Origin of the sequence: Novosphingobium barchaimii LL02 (assembly GCF_001046635.1) — a bacterium.
In the GTDB taxonomy this organism is placed as follows: Bacteria; Pseudomonadota; Alphaproteobacteria; order Sphingomonadales; family Sphingomonadaceae; genus Novosphingobium; species Novosphingobium barchaimii.
The window spans coordinates 286306-305376 of the sequence record NZ_KQ130455.1 but is presented as its reverse complement, the minus strand read 5'-3'; the positions used below and the strand labels follow the sequence as shown (position 1 = coordinate 305376).

Here is a 19071-nt window from a genome sequence, read left to right as displayed (position 1 = left end):
GACCATTTTGCAACCAACGCGCCCACCGCAACCGCCGTTACCCGGTTGGCCCGGAAAGGGAGTCCAATGACATGAATACCTCGTTGAAGACATTTGGTAAAAAGCTGGCCATGGGAGCTGCGCTCGCGGCATCCGTGCTCCTGGCGACGTCACCGGCACAGGCCCGTGACCGCTATTATGGCCGGGGCGGTGGCAACGATGCTGCCATAGCGATCGGTGCCGGCGTGATCGGCCTCGCCGTTGGCGCGGCCATCGCTGATCGCGGCGACCGCTACTACTACGACCGTGGCCGCTACGATTCGCGCCGCTACGTCACCGTGCGCGGGCGTCCGGACCGCTACTATTACTATGCCGGCAACCCCAATCGCTATTACCGCGATCGGTATTACGACCGCTATTATGCGCCCTATTACCGCGACCGTTACAGCCGCGGTGATCGCTGGGGCAATGGCTGGGATCGCGGCCGCAACTGGGGCAACGATCGCCGCTATGACCGCCATGACCGCAGGGGCGACCGCCGCTGGGATCGCCGCGACGACCGCCATGATCGCGACTGGCGCCGCCGTTAAATCCTGACGCACGCGAATAAATGGACTCGCGGAGCGGCGCCTGGCCGGATTCGATCATAACGAATGCGGACAGCGTTGCCCGCGAGCCGCACTTGCCAGGGCAGTTCCCGGCTTGCCATGAACCGCCCTCGCCAAGTGTGGCGGGGGCGGCTATGGGCCAGCCCATCATGAATACCGCCGACCTGCGCATCGCCCTGTTTTCTGGCAACTACAACTACGTCCGCGACGGCGCCAATCAGGCGCTCAACCGTCTTGTCGGCTACCTGTTAAGCCAGGGCGCGCAAGTTCGAGTCTATGCGCCGACCGTCCCCAATCCGGCGTTCGAGCCGACCGGTGATCTCGTGAGCGTCCACTCTGTCGCCTTCCCCAACCGGCCCGAGTATCGCATCCCCCTGACCTTCTGGGGCAAGGCCGGCCGCGACCTCGCCAAGTTCCAGCCCAATGTCGTTCACGTCTCCTCGCCCGATCCGGTCGGGCATCAGGCCGTGACCTGGGCGCGCCGGCGCAATCTGCCGGTGCTGTCCTCGGTCCACACCCGGTTCGAGACGTACCTGCGCTATTACAACATGGCCTGGGGAGAGCCGCTGATCGAGGCGATGCTGCGCCGCTTCTACCGCCGCTGCGATGCTCTTGTCGCGCCATCCGAAAGCATGGCGCAGCTGCTGCGCGAGCAGCGGATGAACTACGACGTCTCGATCTGGTCGCGCGGGGTCGACCACGAAGTTTTCAACCCCGGCCGCCGCGACCTGGAATGGCGACGCAGCCACGGCATCGCCGATCACGAAGTGGCAATCGGCTTTCTGGGCCGTCTGGTCATGGAAAAAGGGCTCGACGTCTTTTCCGACACGCTCGATGAGCTGCGCCGCCGCGGCGTAACCCATAAGGTGCTGGTAATCGGCGAGGGTCCGGCGCGCGAATGGTTCGAGGAGCGCCTGCCTGGCGCCGCTTTCGTCGGTTTCCAGATGGGATCGGATCTGGGCCGCGCGGTCGCCTCGATGGATGTGCTGTTCAACCCTTCCGTCACCGAGACCTTCGGTAACGTCACGCTGGAGGCCATGGCCTGCGGCTTGTCCGTAGTCGCTGCCGCTGCCACCGGCAGTCAAAGCCTTGTCGACGACCGCGTCTCGGGCCGACTGATCCCGCCGGGCGCCGTCCACCAGTTCGCCGAGGCCCTCAAAAGCTATATCGAGAACAGCGACTTGCGCTGCAATCACGGCCAGGCGGGCGCCCTGCGGGCCAGCGAATTCAGCTGGGACCGTATCAATCAGGCCGTTGCCGACACCTATCTGCGTCTCATCCGGCAAAAAGCACGCGGCTGAACTGCTCCCATTGGGGCCGGATGCCGGATTGGCGGCACTGGCGGCGAGATGAATTGGCCCAATCCACTTCCTCTGACGCGTTGGGAGTGCTATTGACGTATACGTGAACCACGCCATCCCTCATCAGTTTTCGATCGGTATCGATCCTGCAGACATCGACTTTATGGGTCATGTCAACAACGCCAGCTACCTGAAGTGGGTTCAGGCGGCCGTGGTCGATCACTGGCGCGCCTTAGCCCCGGCGGAAGCGATCAATCAGCATCTCTGGGTGGCAATAAAGCACGAGATTACATACCGGAAGCCGGCGTTCCTCGAAGACGATGTCATCGCCACCGTTCTCCTGGAAAAGGTGCAGGGGGCCCGCGCCTTCTACGAAACCGTGATCAGGCGCGGAGAAGAGGTTCTGGCCGAAGTGAAATCCAGCTGGTGCTGCCTCGATGCCTCGACCCTGCGGCCAGCGCGTCTGGCAAGGGATGTAATCCAGCGGTTTTTCCCGGCGGAAGAAGCGGATAAACGGTAAACCCATCAGCGTTGGCGAGCGCGCGTCTCGGGATCGATTTTTGCGCGACGCGGCCGGCAGAATTTGCCCCTGCGACCCCGCCCGCGCCAGGATGAAGTAGACTTTCAACCGGGATCACCCGGAGCCTGAGGATACAGCGCAACGAGGCGCGGCGGTGTAGCCCCGCCGCGCCTCGCGCGTCTCCCCGTCCCTCGGCTCTTCGCGACGGCCCAGCCGACCATCGCGATCGTTCTCCCTGCGTTGTTGTTTTTTATCCCGACGTATTCACGTTGCGTATCCGGTCAGGCCAGCCTGGGCTGGATCAGCGTCAGATTTTCCGCATGGGAGCAAGAGTGCCGCGCACGTGGCAAGCGCCGCTCATCGCGTCCGCCTCGCATCTGCAGCAGCCCCGTGCCCCGGACCAGTGACCGCCATCGCAAACAGGACCAGGCCCGTGTGCAACGCTGTCAGGAATTGCTTCATGACAATCATCCTCTTCCCGTGTCGGTACCGTTTCGCGGTCCGTCATCTAGTGAACAATTGGTACCACCCGGCGAGGCCACCCTCCAAGCGAACAATCCTCAGGAACCTTAGGATTCTTGCGCTTTCCGCAGTGCAAAACGATAGGTGTACCGGGTGGTTTCGTCATTGCACGCGCGGCTCCAGCCACGGACGCCAGCCACCAAAGCCGCCAAGCGGCGCGGGATCACGCTCATCTCTAGCCGGTTTTCTGGGCTGAAACGCTGTCATCCTGCCTTCACGGCGCAGATGATACGCTAAGCCGATGCTGCAGACGCAAATGCGGACGATTAAGCGGATCTGCGCCGAATCGCCCCCGCAGACAGTTCAGGAACCCTGCCCCGCGCACCGCGTTGCAGGGACCGGCACTTGAATACACCACCAGAAAGGCCCCGATCATGACCACGAACACCGCTTCCGCCCGCTACGAAGGCCTCGGCAAGGACGGCAAGGGCTCGATCTCCACCAAGTCCGGCGTGCTTAGCGAGCAGCCCTACGGCTTCGGCACCCGCTTCGAAGGCAAGCCCGGCACCAACCCCGAAGAACTGATCGCCGCCGCCCACGCCGCCTGCTTCACAATGGCAACCAGCTTTGCCCTGGCCGGCGCCGGCCACCCGGACGGCACCCTCGACACGCAGTGCACGGTGACGCTCGACAAGGACGGCGACGGGTTTACCGTCACAAAGTCGGCACTGACCCTTAAAGCCTCGATCCCGGGCATCACCCCCGAAGACTTCGCCCGCATCGCCGACGAGGCAAAGGCCGGGTGCCCGATATCGAAGCTGCTGAACTGCGAGGTCACGCTCGAGAAGTCACTGGCGGGCTGACTGGATTTCACGCCCCGTATCGGCCATGGAATTCGGGCGCGGCGATATCCGCCGCGCCCGAACAGGATGCGGCCATGCCCGGTGACGATGAAGACTACGTCTATGACGAGGAAAGCGGTGAGTGGATGTCCGCCGCCGATCTCGCGGATCGCCGTGCCGCCGCCGACCGGATCGAAGTGCGAGACGCCGTGGGCAACCTCCTGGCCGATGGCGACCAGGTAACCCTCATCAAGGATCTCGACGTGAAGGGCGCGGGTCAGACGCTCAAGCAGGGCACCGTTATCAAGTCGATCCGCCTCACCGGCGACGCGCAGGAAATCGACTGCAAGTTCCCCGGAATCAAAGGCCTCGTCCTGCGCGCCGAGTTCGTACGCAAGCGCTGAAAAGCTCGCCGCCTGAAACTACTGCCCAGTGGTACGCGGCCGTTTTTCGGTCCAGCCGCAGCCGCTGCGCGTCTTCTGGGCGATCTGCAACGTGACGATGAACGGGTAGCGCGCGTCTGACATGCCGTCACCGCAAGGGGCCGGCGTCACCATCAGCGTCGCCGCACCGCCCGCTAGCGTCCCGCTGAACGAAACCCCGCCGCGCCCCGCAAAACGGTTGACTGCAACCGTCTCGCCCTTTTCGTTCTCCGGCGTGGTGTAGGTGAGGCCATCGGGCCCTACCTGGCCGCCCCAGAATGGCTCGGTCCCCAGGAAATGTACGACTTCTCCGGCAGCGATGCCGTTCCACGGATTGCGGTCGTTTGTATCGCCGGGCACCTGCTCCCCCGCAGAATGACATGCTGCAAGAGCGAAGAAGGCCAAGATCGGCGCCAGCATCGGGAGGGGGGAACGGGTCATGCGCCGAACCTAACCCACTTGCCGATAATTGAACAAGTCCGCTCGGGCCCGAATCACCGGCCGCGATATGACCTCTGCCAAGCCAATTTCGGCCTGCGCAGCGGCAATAGCCACCGTTCGTCGTTTTTTTACGGACACGGCGTTCTCGGCATGTGCTTAAAAATCAGGCAAAAAACCAGGTGATTGCAAAATTTGCATCTGATGGTTCGCGTATTGAAATTGCGCGCAGCCGCGACATCCGCTTTTGCTGCAGCGCAACAAGACAAGCCAAAACGAATGATGCCGAGGCAAGTTCCTGCCTCTCAGACTTAGGGATTTTGCCATGTTCAAGACCATTTTCGCCACTGCCGCTGTATCTCTCATGGTTGTTCCGGCGGTCGCTCAGGCCAACGATGCTCGCGCGTTTTCGCATGAGGGCGTGAACTACGCCTACACCACCCAGCAGAAGGGCAAGGTCACCGTGATCGACGGCAACACCTCTGCCGGCGTGCCGTTCCGCCTCTACGTCAAGGGCGACCGCGTTTCGGGCACCTACAACAGCCGCTACGTGTCGTTCACGACCGCTGAAGCTGCCAAGCTGAACCTCGGCAACTAATTTGCGCGGCCGCGTATCCGGGCACTCTCCTCTCTCTCCCACGCCCGGTTGAAGCAGCCCCGAACAGGGCGCCGTCCCCCTTGAGCGGGACGGCGCCCTTTTTCTTTGCGTTCAGCACGCCGACAGCCACGCCCGTCTATGCCTCCCTCTCGGGAAAATAGTGAGAACTTCTGGAGGTTCGATGGCTGCGGGCAAACTCGTCCTGCTGCTGATTGTTGGCGGCCTTGCCGGCGCAGTGTTCGCCGGGATGACGACGGGCGCGATGCGTCCCTATCGTGATGCAGCCGATCATGGCGCCGGAGCCGAAACAGCGCGCCGTGATCCTGTCGCGGCCAATGACGCCGAGTATGGTTATGCCGCGCCGGCGGTCCGCCAGTCCTGGCTTGACGAGGGCTTGTCCCTGCTCGACTCCCCAGCCTGGCCATTCGGGCCCGGATCGTCTGGCGAAGATGCCGCTCCGCCCTATCCTGCGCCGCAAGGCTATGCGGACGACGGCTACCCCCCACGCGGTGGCTACGAAGACGAAGGCTGGGTTCGCGGCGATGGTCCCGGTCGCCGGGACATGCGCAATTACGACGACTATGCTGATGAACGCTACGGCGAGGACCCGGTGCCCGCGATCCAGGGCGGCGATACAGCCGTCCGGGAACAGGCAGCCCCGTCCCGCCAGAGCGACACTGCATCGGACGCCGCCCGGCGCGCTGCCGACGCGGCGCAGGACGTAATGGCCGCCGAAGGCGCGAATTAGAGGCTGTCACGCCTGTGGGCCAGCCGCTAACAGCCGGACATGGACGAACCGATTTCCGACAGGACGCTGACGCGGGCCGACATCGAGGGGCTGCTGGCACTGCCGCGCCACCTGATCGACTGCGATCTGGAGGACGCGAACCTCTCCGGTCTGGAGCTTACCGGCTGGCGGTTCGAGCGTTGTTCGCTGCGCCGCACCGATTTCGCCCGCGCCAGGCTGGAGACAACCCTCTGGACCTCTTGCCGGGGCGCCTTCGCGGATTTCACGGAGTGCGACCTTGCCGATGCGAAGTTCATATCGTGCGACTTCAACAATGCGTCCCTGCGCCGGGCCACGCTCGATTCCGCGCGGATCGAACGCTGCAAGCTGACCGGCGCCGATCTCACCGAGGCGCGCGCGATCGACGTGATTTTCGATGAGACATTGCTGGTCAACGCGCGCCTGGCCGGCCACTCGTTCCGCAAGGCGCGACTGGAGCGGATCGACTTCTCGCAAGCGGACCTGGGCAAATGCGACTTCCGCCACGCCACTTTCATCGGTTGCAGCCTGCGCGACGCCCACGTCCAGGGCGCGCGCTTCGATGGCGCCGATTTGCGCGGCGCGGATCTGGGCGGCCTGAAACTCGCCGATGCGCGGCTTTTTCGCGGCGCGACGATCTCCAGCGAACAGGCCGGTCAGCTACTGGGCGAACTCGGCCTCAACGTGCGCTGAGAAAACGCGGGCCATTGTCACTCGTCGTTGCTGGAGAGCCGGTGCAGGTTGGCGCGCACGGCGCGGCGGTAATAGGTGAGCGTGCGGCGGCACACGGTGCCGGGATCACGGCCTAGCTGGCCGCTCGCCAGCGCCAGGCTCCATTCCCAGCCGGCCCAGACCTTCTCGGTGACCATACGCACCATTTCGTCGCCAGCGCCGGGATCGCCCTGACCGATACGTGCGGTGCGCAAGGCAATGACCGAGCCTGCCTCGACCATCAGTTTGCCCGCGTCGCGCATGAGAGCCTCGGGGGCGGCAGATTCTGAATTCATCGATACAGGCTCCTGCACCCCTTCCGACGCGCAGGAATTGCGCGTGCGATTTGCGGGCAGCGGCCATGTTCGGGAACCCTCAACGGCAACCCGGCGGCGCGACCCCGCGCCGGGTTGCAGACTTGCCCATACCCTATCGCGCGGCCAGCCCCAAGCCCTTACAATGTACAGCTAACCAAGCGTGACGAAGACTTCCGCCTCGATGACCCAATCGCCCGCCACTTCGCGCCACTTCGCTGCGTAAGTGCCCGAGGCGAGCGCCGCCTCGCCGTCTGTAGCGGCGCCCTTCCAGCGGCCATGCTCCATGGCTATCGGCTCGACCGGCGAGACGGTCACGCTTTCGCTGGTCCGCAGATAAACCATCCGTCCGGCATCGGCGAATTCTCGCCGCCAGACTTTCACTTGTGCCATGCGGCCCGCGATCACCGCGCTGTCGCTACCGGTAATCATGACGCAGTCCCGCGCGAGGATCGGCCCGATCGCCGCCGCATCGCCCTTGGCAATGGCGCGGTTGAAGGCAGCGCGGCGGGTGCGGATAGCCAGTTCGGCCGCGCTCATGGGCGCACCGGGCGGGCAGCACCGGCGCCGACCACGGTATTCCATCGCCGCACGCTCCACCGCTGGACAAGGCCATTCACCACGTAAGGGTCGGCGCGGGCGAAAGCCTCGGCGGCATCGGTGCTTTCCCCGGCAAACAGGAGCTGCGCCGTATCTACCGGATCTTCCACCGCGCCGCCCATCACCAGTTCGCCGCGATCGGCCGCCTCCCACGCAAGCGTGAGGTGATCGGCGCGAAACTGGGGACGGCGTTCAAGATAGTCGGCCGCCAGCGTATAAGTGAGCAGGTAGTGGTTCATACCCTGTCCTAGCCGGGGATCGGCCGCGCTGGAAAGGGGTCGGGTCAGAGGCAGCCCTCGACATAGCCCAGCACCGGCATCGTGCCGACGTGGATCAGGCTGACCTTGCCGTCCTGTCCGATCTCGAAGCGCAGCGCCGGGTCGCCGCTCGCCGCGTTGGGGGCGGTAAGATATTTGGCCGGGGCGTTCTCGTACTTGTGCGCCTCCTCGCGAAAACCCGCGAACCACTTCACGACGTCCTTTTCAGTGGCGCCCACACCGATGCCCTCGACCAGTTTCACGTCGGAGCGCTTGCCTACCGTGATGCGCCGGACCTTGTCCTGTTCCACGATGGCGTAGACTCCGGGATAGTCGGGCGACGTGACGGTGCTGCAGGCATCGCTGGCCTGCGCTCCGCGCTGGGCCCATGTACTGCCTTTGGGCACGGGCTGGCCGATCTTGAGATCGCCGAGGCCTTCCAGTCCGATCACGTTCGCCGAAGGAGGCATCGCCGGAGCCGTCTCGGTCGGCGCGGCCTGCGTAGCATCCATAGCGGGCGCGGTGCTTTCTTCCCGGGCCGCCCCCGTCGCCGAAGCACCGCCAGCCGGTTCACCGCCGGAGCAGGCAGCGAGCGAGAGCGCCATTAGAGCGGTAGCGCTGAACGCGGGGATGTTTCTCATGGGAAACGAAACGAGAGCAGGCAGAAGGAGTTCCCCCGGCGCACCGCACCGGGGGAACCGTTCATGCGTCAGGTGATGACCGCCTTGATGGCAGCCACTGCCGGACGGGCCGAGAGATCGGCGTTGAACAGGCCGAAGTTGTTCATCTCGCTTGTCCCCGACCACGAAAACAGCTCGTAGATGCTGATTGTGTGGACAAAGGTTTTGCTCAGCGCAGCGGCGATGTCGGTCGAAAGAAGTTCAGCCTGCTTCGCCAGGGTTACGGGCGGCGAAGTCACGTTCTTGGAGGTGCCCCCCGTAGTACGGCCCCATTCGGTGATCACCCCCTGGCTGTGCTTGCCCTGGGCGATCCTGGTCTTGAAGCTGGCCAGGCGGTCCTGGATCTTGGATTCAGGCGTCGGATAGATATGGGTGTTACCATAGTCCGAGAACGGCGCCTGCTGCGGCTGCATGAAGTCGTTGCTGGCGATGAAGGGGATCGATCGCAGCACCGGATCGACGCCCTGCGCCGCCGTGAAGTCCTTCAAAAAGGCCATAAGGGCAGGCGCATTGCCGGTACGGAAGCCCAGCCGGGGATCGGTGACCCCGTGGTAGGTCATCGGGTTGAGATCGGGTTCGTTGGGGCCTTCGATGGCCCAGATCGACCCCGGAACGACAGCCAGAAACGCCTTCATATCGGCAATGGTCTTGGCAATGTCGCGCCCGGAAAGAGTGAAGCAGAACTTCACGCCTGCCCTTGCCAGTCCGACGTAGGTGGCCCAGCCCGGCGTTCCCGCAAAAGGTTCGCGGCAACGCATCTTGCGAACGCCGCCCAGCTTGTCGAGCGCGGTCATGATATTGGCCAGCTTGTACACCGATCCGGTATCCTGAGGCCTGCCCTGGACCATGATTCGGTCGATTTTGGATGTTGCCGCCATAAGCGGGTTGGAAATAAACGGCGTAACGGCCATTGCCCCGAGTATCTGTCGCCGGGAAAACGGTGGTTGATCAATCATTGTTCAATAACTCCGGCTGCGACCCAAACATCGGAAAAACAACAATAACATCTTGCGTGTTATACTGGTCTTTCCTAAGCAGTCGGCGTATCTGACATAAAATAGGACCGCAAATCACACTACGTGATTTAACGGACCTGGACGCCGCTTAGTCGAATCTGCGGCACCGCAAGTGACCGGTACGATGGGGCGTGTCGGATTTAAGATGATAAAGCGAACAAGGTTAACGGCCTGTTCGCAGGTCGTCTTCGCTTTGCTTTGCGATATGTTCACTTATTGCCGGAAATACCGTGCGAAGTGCGCAAGATCAGACGTCGGCCAGTCGCCCGATCAGCGCCTGCGCCGCAGCCGGAGCGCGTTCCTTGGCCCCGTTTATGAAGAACGCGAAGACATCGCGGCCTTGTGCCGACAATGCGCCGATGCGGCTGGCCCAATCGTCGAGGACGGCATCTTCATAGCCTTGCTCAAGGTCGGCGCTGGCATTCTGGAGGCGGGCGTAAACGAAGGGCGCCGCGTCCGCGGCATCCAGCACAGGATATTTCGGGGAATCGGCGAGGACCACGGCGACGCCTGCCTTGCGCAGCAGCGCGTAAAACCTGGGGTCGTCGAAACTTTCGTGCCGGGCTTCGATGGCGTGACGCAGCGCGATGCCCTCATGGGCGGCGGGAAGCAGGGCGAGGAAAGCGGAGATTTCGTCCGCGTCGAACTTCTTGGTGGCGGCAAGCTGCCAGTTGATCGGCCCCAGCCGGTCGCCCAGTTCGACAATGCCCTGCCCGAGGAAGTTCTCGACGCTCTCACCCGCTTCGGCGAGGTTCTTGCGGACCGTGCAATAACGCGAACCCTTGAGGGCAAAGACGAATCCATCCGGCACCGCATCGCGCCATTTCGCAAAGCTGGCGGGTTTCTGGCGGCCGTAGAAGGTGGCGTTTATTTCGGTCGCGGTCAGGTGTTCGCCCACGTAGGCAAGCTCTCGTACCTGGGCCAGGCCCTTGGGGTAGAACAGGCCGCGCCACGGTTCATAGGTCCAGCCGCCGATGCCGATATGGGCCCTGCTCACGATTTCCTGCGCGACAGGCGCTTGCGGTTGGCGGTCACCTTGCGGCGATAGTGGCTGACGGCCTTCTGCGCGCTCTTTTCCGGCGAGGTCAGGCTGGACGTAGCGAGCATGGCCGCGACTTCGGCGCCGGCCTTGACCTTTTCGGACACCATCAGCCGGTTTTCGCGCTCGCTGCCCTTGCCGGTCATCATGTCGCTGGTGCGCATGCCGATGACCATCAGCGATTCGGCCCATAGCCAGTAGCTGTCGTTCGCCAGCTTCATCCAGTCGGTCGTGGAACTGCGCGCCATGCCCAAACCCCTCGTCATGCCTGCGAAGGCGGGAATCCGCCTACCGACCAAGCCTTAACACGCGAAGCCGGCAGATGGGTTCCCGCCATCGGGGGAGTGACGAAGAATTAAGGTCTCAACGCTGCTCAGTCGTGTTCGCGGTCTCCGGCGCCCATGTAGAGTTCGCTGCCGGTGTCCTTGAACACCTTGCTCATCTCCATCATGCCGGCTTCCGCTTCCTCAGCGGCCAGGAAGCTGGTGCTGGGCTGGTTCTGCTTGGCGGCAAAATCGCGCACTTCCTGGCTGATCTTCATCGAACAGAACTTCGGCCCGCACATCGAGCAGAAATGCGCCGACTTGGCGCCTTCGGCCGGCAGCGTCTGGTCGTGGTACTGCTCCGCTGTATCGGGATCGAGGCTCAGGTTGAACTGGTCGCGCCAGCGAAACTCGAAGCGGGCTTTCGACAGCGCATCGTCGCGGACCTGCGCGGCCGGGTGGCCCTTGGCAAGGTCGGCGGCGTGGGCGGCGAGCTTGTAAGTGACTACGCCCACCTTCACGTCATCACGGTCGGGCAGGCCAAGGTGCTCCTTGGGCGTCACGTAGCAGAGCATCGCGGTGCCGTACCAGCCGATCTGGGCGGCGCCGATGCCGCTGGTGATATGGTCATAGCCGGGCGCGATATCGGTGGTGAGCGGGCCAAGCGTATAGAACGGCGCCTCGCCGCAGGCCTCCAGCTGCTTTTCCATGTTTTCCCTGATCTTGTGCATCGGTACGTGCCCGGGGCCTTCGATCATCACCTGGACGTCCTGCGCCCAGGCCCGCTTGGTCAGTTCGCCCAGCGTGTAGAGTTCGGCGAACTGGGCCTCGTCGTTGGCGTCGTAGATCGAGCCGGGGCGCAGGCCATCACCCAGCGAGTAGGCCACGTCGTAGGCCTTCATGATCTCGGTGATCTCGTCGAAGCGCTCATAAAGGAAGCTCTCCTTATGGTGGGCCAGGCACCACTTGGCCATGATCGAGCCGCCCCGGCTGACGATACCCGTCATGCGTTTGGCGGCGAGCGGCACGTAAGGCAGACGCACCCCGGCGTGGATGGTGAAGTAGTCCACACCCTGTTCGGCCTGTTCGATCAGGGTGTCGGCGAAGATTTCCCAGGTCAGGTCTTCGGCCACGCCGCCGACCTTCTCCAGCGCCTGATAGATCGGCACGGTGCCGATCGGCACGGGAGAGTTGCGGATGATCCATTCGCGGGTGTCGTGGATGTTGCGGCCCGTCGAAAGGTCCATCACCGTGTCCGCGCCCCAGCGGATCGACCAGACCATCTTGTCGACCTCGCTCGCCACGTCGGAGGCGACGGCGGAATTGCCGATGTTGGCGTTGATCTTCACCAGAAAGTTGCGGCCAATCGCCATCGGTTCGGCTTCGGGGTGGTTGACGTTGCTGGGGATGATCGCCCGGCCGCGCGCCACTTCATCGCGCACGAATTCGGGGGTCACGTAATCGGGGATCGAGGCGCCGAAGCTCTCACCCGAACGCACGTATTCCCTGAGACGCGCGCGGCCCAGGTTCTCCCGCTCCGCCACGTATTCCATCTCGGGCGTGATGATGCCCCGGCGTGCGTAATGCATCTGCGAAAGGTTCATGCCGGGCCTGGCGCGCAGGGGGCGGCGCAAGGCGGCGGGAAACGGCGGCACGCCGCCGGACCGGTCCGGGCCAAGCTGGCCGTTGTCTTCCGGCTTCACCTCGCGCGGGGCGTATTCCTCGACATCGCCGCGCGCCAGTTGCCAGTCGCGGCGCAGCGGGGCGAGTCCGGCGGAAATGTCTATCGCGGCATCGGTGTCCGTGTAGGGGCCGGAGGTGTCGTAGACGCGCACCGGCGGCTCGCCGCTCGACGGTTCGAGATGGATTTCGCGCATGGCGACCCGGATATCGGGGTTGCTCTGCGCGGGAACGTGGATCTTCTTCGATCCGCGAATGGGACCGGTCGTAACGCCGATTTCCAGTTTTGAGTTGATGTCAGCCATGGTTGCCTCTCTTCTTCCATGGGACGGAACAAGAGACGGATTGCAGGCCCGATACATCGCAAGGGATGCTTACACGAAACCGCGTCCACTCCCTCCGCCCGTATTAACGGGTTCAGGTTCGACGGGTCGTGTGGAGCATACCCACACCTCTCAGCCCAGAGTCCGCTTGGACCCTGCTAGGCTCCCCGGGGTGGGGCGGTGATAGACGCGGGCGCCCCGCAGGTCTAGAGGCGGCGGCGATGCCGATGCTCTATCGCCTGGACGCCGCCGCCCTGGCCGTCGCCCGCCACTTCGGCGCCGAGGCGCGTGACGATCCCTGGGCGGGGGGCCACGTCGGGCCGGGCCAGTTCGCGCCGGTCATCACCGCCGGACGCGAGGCGATCGCCGGACCGCGACCTCAGGGCAAGGCGCCGCGCCGCATGATCCCGCGGCTGTGGGGCGTGCCGCCGCCGCCCAGGGTACACGATGCCCCGCGCCACGGTATCCTGAGCGTGCGCAATCTCGACAGCCCGTTCTGGATCGGCAACTTGCGCAACAGCGAATTTCGCTGCCTGGTGCCCGCTACGATGTTCATGGAATGGGGCCGCCCCTCCCCCACCGATGGCAAACGCCGCCAATGGTGGTTTTCCTGCACCGACCAACCGGTCTTCGCGATGGCGGGGGTGTGGAAAGACAGCGAAATACCCTCGTTCGCACTGCTGGCCTGCGAGGCGAATGCGGCGCTGAAGGCGCAAGGGCGCGAGACGATGCCGGTGATCCTGCCGCCCGATCCGGGTGCATGGGCGCTATGGCTGAACGGCGGGTGGGACCGGGTGCGCGGCATGGCGGTGCCCTATTCGTCCTCGCTGATGGACATGCGCGAACTGGGTTGAGCGCGGCGGGGGCTTCGACACGCTCAGCCTGACCCTTCGACAAGCTCAGGGTGAGCGGAAGTAGCGTAAAGCCCCCAACCCCGCTCAGGCTGAGCCTGTCGAAGCCCCCCCGCACACCTTGCGCGTCACCACATCCGGCGCCATCTCGCCCACATGGCCACCACTCTCGACACCCTGCTTGGCGAAATCCGCGCCTGCCGCCTGTGCGAGCATGACCTGGGTTTCGAACCGCGCCCTTTCGTGGCGGCGCAGGCCAGCGCGCGAATGCTCATCATCGGACAGGCGCCCGGCAGCAAGGTCCACGCCAGCGGGATAGGCTGGGACGATGACAGCGGCGACCGCCTGCGGGGGTGGCTGGGACTGGACAAGGACGCATTCTACAATGCGGGCAGCATCGCGCAGATGCCATCGGGGTTCTGCTATCCGGGCAAAGCGAGCGGCGGCGACAAACCGCCCCGCCCCGAATGCGCGCCGCGCTGGCATGGGCCTTTGCTGGCCCAGTTACCCAACCTCAAGCTGACCCTGCTGGTCGGGCAATATGCGCAAAAACGCTATCTGCCCAAGGGCTTTGCCCCCAACCTCACCGAAGCGGTGCGCAAATGGCGCGAGGCACCGGAGGGGCTGATCCCCCTCCCGCACCCCGCATGGCGCAGCCGGTTGTGGATGGCGAAGCACCCATGGTTCGAGGCAGAGCTGTTACCCGCCCTGCGCGAACGGGTCCGCAGCGCGCTTGCTCAGAACGTGTAGGCCACGCCGCCGCCGATGATCCACTGGTTCGCATCGCCCCGGATCGAGGTGAACGGCGTATCCTTGGCATCGTTCAGCATACGCGAATAGTTGGCCACGCCGAACAGCGACAAACCGCCGTCGCGCACGTCGCCGGACAGGTCGTAGGCCAGCAGCAGAGACGTGTTAACGCTGTCCCAGCCGCCCTTGGCGCGGTAGACGGGAAGGCCGCTGGCCGCATTCTGCAGCGGGGTCACCGAATAGTAATAGCTGGCGAAGTCGTTATCGACACGCCGGGCACTGACGGCCAGCACCCCGACCAGTGCCGTGCTGAGCGGGGTTGCGTAGCTGATCGCCGGGTTGACCGTCATGCCCTTGTAGGCGCCGTTGACGTCCCACTTCACGTCGGCCGAGACCGTCAGCGCATCGTAGTCGCTGAGCAGCCTGTAGGCGGTGACGCCCGCGTTGAAGCCCACTTCGATCGCCGGGTCCAGCTTGCCCGCCGCCCTGACGACAGGATCCTTGATCCGGCCGGCGCGGTTGGCCGAATACGTCGCGACCGGACCTAGCGAGAAGCCGACCTTGGCATCCTTTGCCTCGGGAATGAAATCGAGCGCTACACCCGCGACGCGCGGATTGATGTCCACGCCCGCGAAGTGGCCCTTGACCAGCGGGACCGGCGAAACGACATAATCGTCCGAACCACGATAAGTCGGTACGTAAACCGCGCCCACGCCCACGGTGAGATAATCGCCGTCGAGGACGTTTTCTGCTGGTGCTTCCTGCGCGAATGCAGGCGTGGCGAAAAGCGCGGCCCCGGCCGCAAGCAATGTGATGTTCAGGCGTGAGCGCATGGGTGTTCCCTGTAAATCGTTATGCGCGCAACGCACTGAAGGGCAGAGTGTTTCCGCATTGCGGCAAACACTTTGCTTCAGGCGACAGGATCGCCTTCCGGCAGGGTGTCGCCGCCCTCACCCAGCTTGCGCTGCATCAGGAACACATCGAGCCACTGGCCATGTTTCCAGCCTGCGGCCGCCAGCGTGCCGACGGGAAAGAAGCCCGCACGCGCATGGAGCACTACCGAAGTCGGTTCCGACGCGGCGATCACCGCGAAGGCCTGACGAAAGCCGCGCTTCTCGCACTCGTCCAGCAGCGATGCCAGCAGGGCGCTGCCGATACCGCGCCCGATGCTGTCGCTCCGCACGAAGATCGACGTCTCCACACTGAAGCGATACCCGGCGCGCGGACCGTATCGGTGCGCGAAGCCAAAGCCCAGCACCCGCCCCGCATCGTCGCGGGTGATGAGGAAGGGATAGCCACCCTCGACGAGTTCCTGGATGCGGCGGCGCGATTCCGCCTCGTCCGGGGGGACGGTTTCGAACGTCGCCGTGCTTTCCAGCACGTAATGCGCGTAGATTTCGGCTACTGCGGCAGCATCGTCCAGCGATGCATCGCAAATGGTAAGTTCCCCTGTCATCAATCCGAAACATGCAGCAAAGCAAAGAGCCTGCCAAGTTGCGGCAATCGTTCGCAGTCCCTAAATATGACGCGATGCAGCAAAATTCAGGTGACATGGGCACACAGAGCGCCTCCTGCGACCTTGCGATACTCGGCGGCGGCCTTGCCGGCGGCCTGATCGCACTCGCCATGGCCGCGCGGCGCCCCGAACTTGCCGTCACGATCTTCGAACAGGGCGACAGGCTGGGCGGACATCACGTCTGGTCGTTCTTCGCCAGTGACGTGGGCGTTGAGGGTGAAGCGCTGGTCGAACCCATGATCGCCGCGCGCTGGGACGGTTACTCGGTGCGCTTTCCGGGCGCGGCGCGTGAACTGTCTTCACGCTATCGCAGCGCCACCAGCGAAAAGCTCGACGCTGCGGTTCGCGCGGCCATGCCACCAGATCGTATCCTGACCGGCGTCAAGGTGACACAGGCGGACACCGCCAGCGTCACCCTTGCGGATGGCCGCCGCTTCACCGCCGGGGCGGTCATCGACGCACGTGGGGCGCACGGCCTCGCCCATATGGCCGGCGGCTGGCAAAAGTTCGTGGGCCATACCCTGCGCCTTGCCGCGCCGCACGGTTTGAGTAGCCCGGTGGTGATGGACGCCTCGGTCGAGCAGATCGACGGCTACCGCTTCGTCTACTGCCTCCCCTTCTCCGAAACCGAGGTCTTCGTCGAAGACACCTATTACTCGGACACCGCGGACCTCGACCTGCCCGCCCTGCGCCAGCGGATCGCCGACTATGCCGCCGCCGCCGGCTGGCGCATCGAGAGCGTGGTGTATGAGGAAACCGGCGTACTGCCGGTCATCGCGGCCGGCGATTTCGAAGCATTCTGGCGCGCCGGAGGGCCCCTCGCCCGCGCCGGCACCCGCGCCGCCCTGTGCCATCCGCTGACATCCTACTCAATTCCCGATGCAGTAAGATTCGCGTTGTACCTTACTACCCTCGACAATCTCTCGGGCGAGGCCCTAGTAGGGACCAGTCATGATTGGGCCGAACAGCACTGGCGCGAAGGACGCTTTTACCGGATGTTGAGCCGTATGCTTTTCGGCGCGTCCGGCGGACCTGACCGCTGGCGGATGCTGGCGCGCTTCTATACGTTGCCCGAACCGCTGATCGAGCGTTTCTACGCCGGTCGCTCCACCGCACTGGACATGGCGCGCATCCTGGCCGGCAAGCCGCCGGTGCCTTTGGGCGCGGCGATGGCCAGCCTTGCCGGGCGTGGGCGGCCTCTTGCTGATCTGGGAGGATCTTTATGAAACGAGCCTGCGTCATAGGCGCCGGCTTCGGCGGCCTCGCTCTTGCGTTGCGGCTGCAAAGCGCCGGGATCGCCACCACCCTGATCGAGGCCCGCGACAAGGTCGGCGGCCGCGCCTACGTTTGGGAGCGCGAGGGTTTCACCTTCGACGCCGGCCCCACCGTGGTCACCGATCCCGATTGCCTGCGCGAACTCTGGGCCCTGTCGGGAAGCGACATCGCCGACGATGTGACGTTGATGCCGGTCATGCCATTTTACCGCCTCAACTGGACCGATGGCGTCACGTTCGACTACTCGAACGACGAAGGCGCCTTGCGCCGCGAGATCGCCCGTGTCGCCCCGGCCGACCTATCGGGCTACGAGGAGTTCGAGCGCTATGCCGCCGGGGTCTGGCAGGAAGGCTATGTCAAGCTGGGCCACGAGGCGTTCCTCGATTTCTCCAGCATGATAAAGGCCGCGCCCGCCATGATGCGCTATCAGGCGTGGCGCTCGGTCTATTCGATGGTTTCGCACTATGTGAAGAACGAGCATCTGCGCCAGGCGCTCTCGTTCCACACCCTGCTGGTCGGCGGCAACCCGATGAAGACCAGCGCCATCTACGCCCTGATCCACAAGCTGGAAAAGGACGGCGGCGTCTGGTGGACCAAGGGCGGCACCAACAAGCTGGCGCAGGGCATGGCCCGCCTGTTCGAGCGGATCGGCGGCACCCTGCGGCTGGGCGACAAGGTCCGGCAGATCTACACCATCGGCGATCAGGTGACCGAGGTGGAATGCGAAAGCGGCTGGCGCGAACGCTTCGATGCGGTGGCCTCCAATGGCGACCTCATGCACACTTACGGTACGCTTCTGGCTGATACGGTGCGCGGCAAGGAGATGTCGAAAAAACTGGCGAAGAAGAACTTCTCGCCCAGCCTTTTCGTCGTCCATTTCGGGCTGGAGGGCACATGGCCGGGCATCGCGCACCACACCATCCTGTTCGGCCCGCGCTACAAGGGCCTGCTCGACGATATCTTCGAGCACGGCGTGCTGCCGAACGATTTCTCGATCTATCTGCATCACCCCACCGTCACCGACCCGTCGATGGCACCGGCAGGGAAAAGCACGTTCTACGCGCTCGTCCCCGTGCCCCACATGGGCAAGCTGCCGATCGACTGGGCAGAGGTCGGCCCGATTCTGGAAGCGCGGGTGATCGCTGAAGTGGGCCGCCGCCTGATCCCCGATATCGAGGACCGCATCGTTACCCGCTTCCATTACACCCCGCCGGATTTCCAGGCGGACCTCGGCGCATGGAAGGGCAATGCCTTCAGCCTCGAACCGCTGCTGACGCAAAGCGCCTTCTTCCGCGGGCACAATCGCGACGACAAGCTGAAGAACCTCTACCTTGTCGGCGCGGGCACTCATCCGGGCGCAGGCATTCCCGGCGTTGTGGGCAGCGCCAAGGCGACCGCGAAGCTGATGCTGGAAGCCCTGCGATGAGCCGCCAGCTCCATGCCCTGCGCAGCGCCTGGGGCTGGACTGGCGTGGAATTCGCTGAAGTGGTGGCGCACAGCCTGATGGGCCATATGCTGGTTACCGACACGGCCGGCCTTTTCCATTACCTCGACCCTGACCTCGGCGCGGTCACGTTGCTGGGCGACGAAGCGGCGGCGCAGGCGCACATGGCGCTGGCTGAAACACAGGTCATCTGGCGCGCCGACAAGCTGGTCGATGCTGCCCTGGCCCGGCTCGGCGCCCCCGTCATCGGCGAGGTGTTCAGCCTCAAACCCCAGGCGCTCGTCGCAGGGGACTATGCCCATGAGAACCTTATAAGGATCGACCTTGTCGACCTGATCTACCTTTCCGGCGACATCGCCCGGCAGACACGCGATCTGCCGGAAGGTGCGCACATCAATCTGAAAGTTGAAGACTGA

Annotated in this window: 24 protein-coding genes and 1 riboswitch; of the genes, 13 read left to right on the top strand and 11 right to left on the bottom strand. The window is 64.2% G+C overall.

What is annotated here, in order from left to right; all coding sequences use genetic code 11:
- Positions 1-71: 71 nt before the first annotated feature.
- The 5 genes from V474_RS15885 (at position 72) to V474_RS15865 (ending at position 4116) form a co-directional block, all read left to right on the top strand.
- Positions 72-569, top strand: a complete 498-nt coding sequence (locus tag V474_RS15885) for a hypothetical protein (RefSeq protein WP_059152423.1) — start codon at positions 72-74, stop codon at positions 567-569.
- Positions 570-736: 167 nt separating this feature from the next.
- Positions 737-1888 carry a glycosyltransferase family 4 protein gene (locus V474_RS15880; protein ID WP_059152581.1) on the top strand — a complete coding sequence of 384 codons (1152 nt, stop codon included), beginning with the start codon at positions 737-739 and terminating at the stop codon, positions 1886-1888.
- 103 nt (positions 1889-1991) lie between these two features.
- Positions 1992-2408, top strand: a complete 417-nt coding sequence (locus V474_RS15875) for an acyl-CoA thioesterase (protein WP_082699817.1) — start codon at positions 1992-1994, stop codon at positions 2406-2408.
- A gap of 896 nt (positions 2409-3304) precedes the next feature.
- Entirely contained in the window at positions 3305-3733 is a 429-nt protein-coding gene (locus tag V474_RS15870; protein WP_059152422.1) for an OsmC family protein, read from the top strand.
- Positions 3734-3807: 74 nt separating this feature from the next.
- Complete coding sequence (locus V474_RS15865) at positions 3808-4116, top strand: alkylphosphonate utilization protein (protein WP_059152421.1); 309 nt, start codon at positions 3808-3810, stop codon at positions 4114-4116.
- Between the two features lie 18 nt (positions 4117-4134).
- Here the strand turns inward: V474_RS15865 and V474_RS15860 are convergent, their stop codons facing one another.
- Positions 4135-4575: a COG3650 family protein gene (locus V474_RS15860; RefSeq protein ID WP_059152420.1), complete on the bottom strand. Its 441-nt coding sequence runs from the start codon at positions 4573-4575 to the stop codon at positions 4135-4137.
- A 322-nt stretch (positions 4576-4897) separates the two neighbouring features.
- Here V474_RS15860 and V474_RS15855 point away from each other — a divergent pair, with 322 nt between their 5' ends.
- The 3 genes from V474_RS15855 (at position 4898) to V474_RS15845 (ending at position 6629) form a co-directional block, all read left to right on the top strand.
- Positions 4898-5170, top strand: coding sequence for a hypothetical protein (locus tag V474_RS15855; protein WP_059152419.1), 273 nt, complete (start codon positions 4898-4900; stop codon positions 5168-5170).
- A 181-nt stretch (positions 5171-5351) separates the two neighbouring features.
- Positions 5352-5918 carry a hypothetical protein gene (locus V474_RS15850; RefSeq protein ID WP_059152418.1) on the top strand — a complete coding sequence of 189 codons (567 nt, stop codon included), beginning with the start codon at positions 5352-5354 and terminating at the stop codon, positions 5916-5918.
- 39 nt (positions 5919-5957) lie between these two features.
- Positions 5958-6629 (top strand): pentapeptide repeat-containing protein, encoded by a 672-nt coding sequence (locus V474_RS15845; RefSeq protein WP_059152417.1) that lies wholly within the window; start codon positions 5958-5960, stop codon positions 6627-6629.
- 17 nt (positions 6630-6646) lie between these two features.
- On the opposite strand, the gene V474_RS15840 is transcribed toward V474_RS15845, so the two are convergent.
- The 8 genes from V474_RS15840 to thiC form a co-directional block, all read right to left on the bottom strand.
- Positions 6647-6943: a hypothetical protein gene (locus V474_RS15840; protein WP_059152416.1), complete on the bottom strand. Its 297-nt coding sequence runs from the start codon at positions 6941-6943 to the stop codon at positions 6647-6649.
- A 171-nt stretch (positions 6944-7114) separates the two neighbouring features.
- Positions 7115-7501, bottom strand: a complete 387-nt coding sequence (locus V474_RS15835; RefSeq protein WP_059152415.1) for a YybH family protein — start codon at positions 7499-7501, stop codon at positions 7115-7117.
- Positions 7498-7800: a YciI-like protein gene (locus V474_RS15830; protein WP_059152414.1), complete on the bottom strand. Its 303-nt coding sequence runs from the start codon at positions 7798-7800 to the stop codon at positions 7498-7500. Before V474_RS15830 ends, V474_RS15835 begins: the two co-directional genes overlap by 4 nt.
- A gap of 44 nt (positions 7801-7844) precedes the next feature.
- Positions 7845-8459, bottom strand: coding sequence for a hypothetical protein (locus V474_RS15825; RefSeq protein WP_059152413.1), 615 nt, complete (start codon positions 8457-8459; stop codon positions 7845-7847).
- Positions 8460-8527: 68 nt separating this feature from the next.
- Positions 8528-9346: a calcium-binding protein gene (locus V474_RS15820; RefSeq protein ID WP_236711288.1), complete on the bottom strand. Its 819-nt coding sequence runs from the start codon at positions 9344-9346 to the stop codon at positions 8528-8530.
- A gap of 415 nt (positions 9347-9761) precedes the next feature.
- A complete protein-coding gene (locus tag V474_RS15815; protein WP_059152579.1) occupies positions 9762-10514 on the bottom strand; it encodes a DUF72 domain-containing protein in 753 nt (250 codons plus the stop codon).
- Positions 10508-10801: a hypothetical protein gene (locus V474_RS15810; protein WP_059152411.1), complete on the bottom strand. Its 294-nt coding sequence runs from the start codon at positions 10799-10801 to the stop codon at positions 10508-10510. The genes V474_RS15815 and V474_RS15810 overlap by 7 nt, the downstream gene beginning before the upstream one ends.
- Positions 10802-10926: 125 nt before the next feature.
- Entirely contained in the window at positions 10927-12801 is a 1875-nt protein-coding gene (gene thiC / locus V474_RS15805; protein WP_059152410.1) for a phosphomethylpyrimidine synthase ThiC, read from the bottom strand.
- 70 nt (positions 12802-12871) lie between these two features.
- A riboswitch (TPP riboswitch) is annotated at positions 12872-12999 on the bottom strand.
- Positions 13000-13040: 41 nt separating this feature from the next.
- Between thiC and V474_RS15800 the strand changes: the two genes are divergently transcribed.
- On the top strand, positions 13041-13673 hold the full coding sequence (locus tag V474_RS15800; RefSeq protein ID WP_059152409.1) for an SOS response-associated peptidase family protein: 633 nt from the start codon (positions 13041-13043) through the stop codon (positions 13671-13673).
- A gap of 153 nt (positions 13674-13826) precedes the next feature.
- Positions 13827-14420, top strand: coding sequence for a uracil-DNA glycosylase family protein (locus V474_RS15795; protein WP_059152408.1), 594 nt, complete (start codon positions 13827-13829; stop codon positions 14418-14420).
- On the opposite strand, the gene V474_RS15790 is transcribed toward V474_RS15795, so the two are convergent.
- Together V474_RS15790 and V474_RS15785 are read right to left on the bottom strand one after the other, a co-directional pair.
- Positions 14408-15253 carry a MipA/OmpV family protein gene (locus V474_RS15790; protein WP_059152407.1) on the bottom strand — a complete coding sequence of 282 codons (846 nt, stop codon included), beginning with the start codon at positions 15251-15253 and terminating at the stop codon, positions 14408-14410. The genes V474_RS15795 and V474_RS15790 overlap by 13 nt on opposite strands.
- Before the next feature lie 77 nt (positions 15254-15330).
- The gene (locus V474_RS15785) at positions 15331-15876 is read right to left on the bottom strand and encodes a GNAT family N-acetyltransferase (RefSeq protein WP_059152406.1); all 546 of its coding nucleotides are present in this window, start codon (positions 15874-15876) and stop codon (positions 15331-15333) included.
- Between the two features lie 74 nt (positions 15877-15950).
- Between V474_RS15785 and crtY the strand changes: the two genes are divergently transcribed.
- From crtY to V474_RS15770, 3 genes are read left to right on the top strand one after another with little or no spacing between them, the layout of a single operon-like run.
- On the top strand, positions 15951-17162 hold the full coding sequence (gene crtY / locus V474_RS15780; RefSeq protein ID WP_201786046.1) for a lycopene beta-cyclase CrtY: 1212 nt from the start codon (positions 15951-15953) through the stop codon (positions 17160-17162).
- The gene (locus V474_RS15775; RefSeq protein WP_059152405.1) at positions 17159-18637 is read left to right on the top strand and encodes a phytoene desaturase; all 1479 of its coding nucleotides are present in this window, start codon (positions 17159-17161) and stop codon (positions 18635-18637) included. Before crtY ends, V474_RS15775 begins: the two co-directional genes overlap by 4 nt.
- Entirely contained in the window at positions 18634-19071 is a 438-nt protein-coding gene (locus tag V474_RS15770) for a hypothetical protein (RefSeq protein ID WP_059152404.1), read from the top strand. Before V474_RS15775 ends, V474_RS15770 begins: the two co-directional genes overlap by 4 nt.